Source organism: Caulobacter sp. (assembly GCF_049283275.1).
GTDB lineage: Bacteria > Pseudomonadota > Alphaproteobacteria > Caulobacterales > Caulobacteraceae > Caulobacter.
This window is the reverse complement of record NZ_JBAPVS010000137.1, coordinates 1-2,852: the sequence shown is the minus strand read 5'-3', so window position 1 is coordinate 2,852 and position 2,852 is coordinate 1. Positions and strand designations below refer to the sequence as shown.

The following is a 2,852-nucleotide window of genomic DNA, read 5'->3' as shown; positions in this document are numbered from 1 at the left end:
GGGTGAACCTGACCCGCGTTCTCTATATCGACGACGATGCCGGACTGCGCCGATTGGCGGCGAAGTCGCTGGCGCGGCGCGACTATGCCGTGACGCTGGCGGAAAGCGGCGCCGAGGGCTGCGCGCTGGCCGCGGCCGACACGTTCGATCTGATCGCGGTCGATCACTACATGCCCGGCATGGACGGGCTGGAGACGCTCGCCCGACTGCGCACGCTGCCGGCGCCGCCGCCGGTGGTCTATGTCACCGGTTCGGAGGAAGGCCGCATTGCGGTCGCCGCGCTGAAAGCCGGCGCGGCGGACTATGTCGTGAAGACGGTCGGCGAGGATTTCTTCGACCTGCTGGCGTCGGCGTTCGAACAGGTCATCGCGCGCGCCGCGCTGGAGCGCGACAAGGCCGTGGCCGAGGAGCAGTTGCGCGCCAGCAACGCCCGGCTGGAGACACTGCTCAGCGAGGTCAACCACCGCGTTGCCAACAGCCTGCAGCTCGTCTCGGCGATGGTCGGCATGCAGGCCGGCGTGCTCGACGACGGCGCGGCGCGCGATGCGCTGGCCGATACGCAGCGCCGCATCGCGGCGATAGCGCAGGTGCATCGCCGGCTCTACACGTCGAACCAGGTCGAGAGCGTCGACATGCGGGAATATCTCGGGGCGCTGGTCGGCGAGCTCGGCGAGACCTGGTCAACGCCGGACGCGCCGCGCACGCTCTCGCTCAGCGCCGAGCCGATCCGGCTGACCACCGATCGCGCCGTATCGCTCGGCGTGATCGTCACCGAACTGGTCAGCAACGCCTGCAAATATGCCTATCCGGCGCGCGCCGGCGAAGTTCGCGTGGCACTCAACCAGGATGGCGCGGGCCATTTCGTGCTGGCGGTCGAGGATGACGGGATCGGCATGGTCCCGGGCGCCACGCCGCGCGGCACCGGGCTCGGCACCAAGCTGATCCGGGCGATGGCGCAGAGCCTGCAGTCGATCGTCGAATATGACGTCGCTCATGGTGGCGTCCGCGCGGTGCTGCGCGCCGCGCTCTAACCGTCAGAAGAGCAGGAAGCCGATCTCGCGCGCGGCCTGCAAGGCGGCGCCGAACACCGCGTGCGACAGCAGGCCGTACGCATGGGTGGCGGGCGGTGTCTTCCATGCCGGGGGCCCAAGGCCGAGCGCGGGAACGACGATATAGTCCAGCACGATCGCCACCCCGATGCCGTAGGCGACGCCGAACCATAAGGTGATCGTCGGCCAGTCCGCCGCGGCGACGACATAGACGATGCCGAGCGCGATGCCGGTGACGTAGTGCACGACCTGCCCGGCCCGCGCACGACGCTTCTGCGTCACCGGCGTGCCGGTCAGCGCGATGCTGATCCGATCGGCGAGCTTCACCGTGGCGGAATCGCCGCCGCCGGTCTGCCCGAACGGCGTGGCCGCGAGCGCCTGGAATGCCTCCATCACGGCGGAAGCGATCAGCCCGGCGGCAACGCCCAGCAGCACCAAGGGAAAGAGATCGGTCATGCCCGCTAAACGCCGCGACCGGGCAATGCGTTCAATCGCCTTATGCGCCGATCCTGATCACCCGATTGGCCTCCAGCCCGGCGCGGAAATCCTCCGCCAGCGCGGTCGCGCCGCCGCCGCCGCTCATCACGATCACGGCGTCGCAAGTGGCAACGCATTCGTCCTTCTGGAAGCCCGCGCTGAGGATCTGCCAGCTGCGCGTGCCGACCTGCCCGATGCCGGTCGCGACCTCCAGATCTTCGGGAAAATAGCTTTCCGCGAGATAGTTTAGCGTGATGTTGGCGACCAGCCAGCGATGCCCGTGCCAGCCAGCCAAGCCCATCGCGCGATTGAAGCGCACGCGCGCGGTTTCGAACAGGCCAGCCATCGCGACATTGTTGATATGGCCGAGCGGATCGAGATCCTGAAAGCGCGTCTGGATCACCGCACGATGCGGGTAGGAAGCGGGATCGAGCCGCCATGCTTCGGGTCTGGCCATGGTTTTCCTATACGTCATCTGAGCGGACGCCGGGATGTGCAGGGGGCGGTCGGTTCGCGCGCCACCGTGATACCCCAGCTTCCGCCGGGGCAACGCAGTGCTTTTCGGCCTGTTACAACCGCTCGATGATCGTCACGTTGGCGAGCCCGCCGCCTTCGCACATCGTCTGCAGGCCGTAGCGGCCGCCACGCTTGTGCAGCGCATGGACCAACGTCGCCATCAGCTTGGTGCCCGAGGCGCCGAGCGGGTGGCCGAGCGCGATCGCGCCGCCATTGACGTTGAGTTTCGCGTGATCGCCGCCGACATGCTGCAGCCAGGCGAGCGGGACGGGGGCGAACGCCTCGTTGACCTCGTACAGGTCGATATCCTGGATGCTGAGCCCGGCGCGCTTCAGCGCCTTGTCGGTGGCGAACAGCGGCTCCTCCAGCATGACCACCGGATCGCCGCCGGTGACGGTGAGGTTGTGGATGCGCGCGAGCGGCGTGAGGCCGTGTTCCTTGAGCGCGCGTTCGCTGACCACCAGCACGGCGGAGGCGCCATCGCAGATCTGGCTGGCATTGGCGGCGGAGATCACCCCGCCTTCCTGCAGCAGTTTGACCGAATGGATGCCTTCATAGGTCGCGTCAAAGCGGATGCCCTCGTCGGTCAGGTGGCAGGCTTCGCCCTCGGGCGTCTCGATCTCGAGCCCGACGATCTCGTCGCGAAAGTCGCCACGCTCGGTCGCCGCGGCGGCACGGCGGTGCGATTCGAGCGCATAGTGGTCGAGCTGCTCGCGGGTGAAGCCGTATTTGTCGGCGATCATCTGCGCGCCGACGAACTGACTGAACTGCACGCCGGGGTAGCGCGCTTCCTGGCGCGTGGACTTGGAC

General features: G+C 67.9%; 4 protein-coding genes. 1 reads left to right on the top strand and 3 read right to left on the bottom strand.

All coding sequences use genetic code 11. From position 1 onward, the window contains the following. A partial coding sequence (locus WAL33_RS06795; RefSeq protein WP_422179754.1) for a sensor histidine kinase occupies positions 1-1,031 on the top strand: 1,031 nt, incomplete at its 5' end. Positions 1,032-1,034: 3 nt separating this feature from the next. Here WAL33_RS06795 and WAL33_RS06790 read toward each other — a convergent pair. From WAL33_RS06790 to WAL33_RS06780, 3 genes are all read right to left on the bottom strand, one after another. After that, positions 1,035-1,505 (bottom strand): DUF1440 domain-containing protein, encoded by a 471-nt coding sequence (locus tag WAL33_RS06790; RefSeq protein ID WP_422179752.1) that lies wholly within the window; start codon positions 1,503-1,505, stop codon positions 1,035-1,037. Positions 1,506-1,545: 40 nt separating this feature from the next. Next, a complete protein-coding gene (locus tag WAL33_RS06785) occupies positions 1,546-1,983 on the bottom strand; it encodes an acyl-CoA thioesterase (protein ID WP_422179750.1) in 438 nt (145 codons plus the stop codon). A gap of 112 nt (positions 1,984-2,095) precedes the next feature. Beyond that, on the bottom strand, positions 2,096-2,852 hold a 757-nt coding region (locus WAL33_RS06780), incomplete at its 5' end, for an acetyl-CoA C-acyltransferase (RefSeq protein ID WP_422179748.1).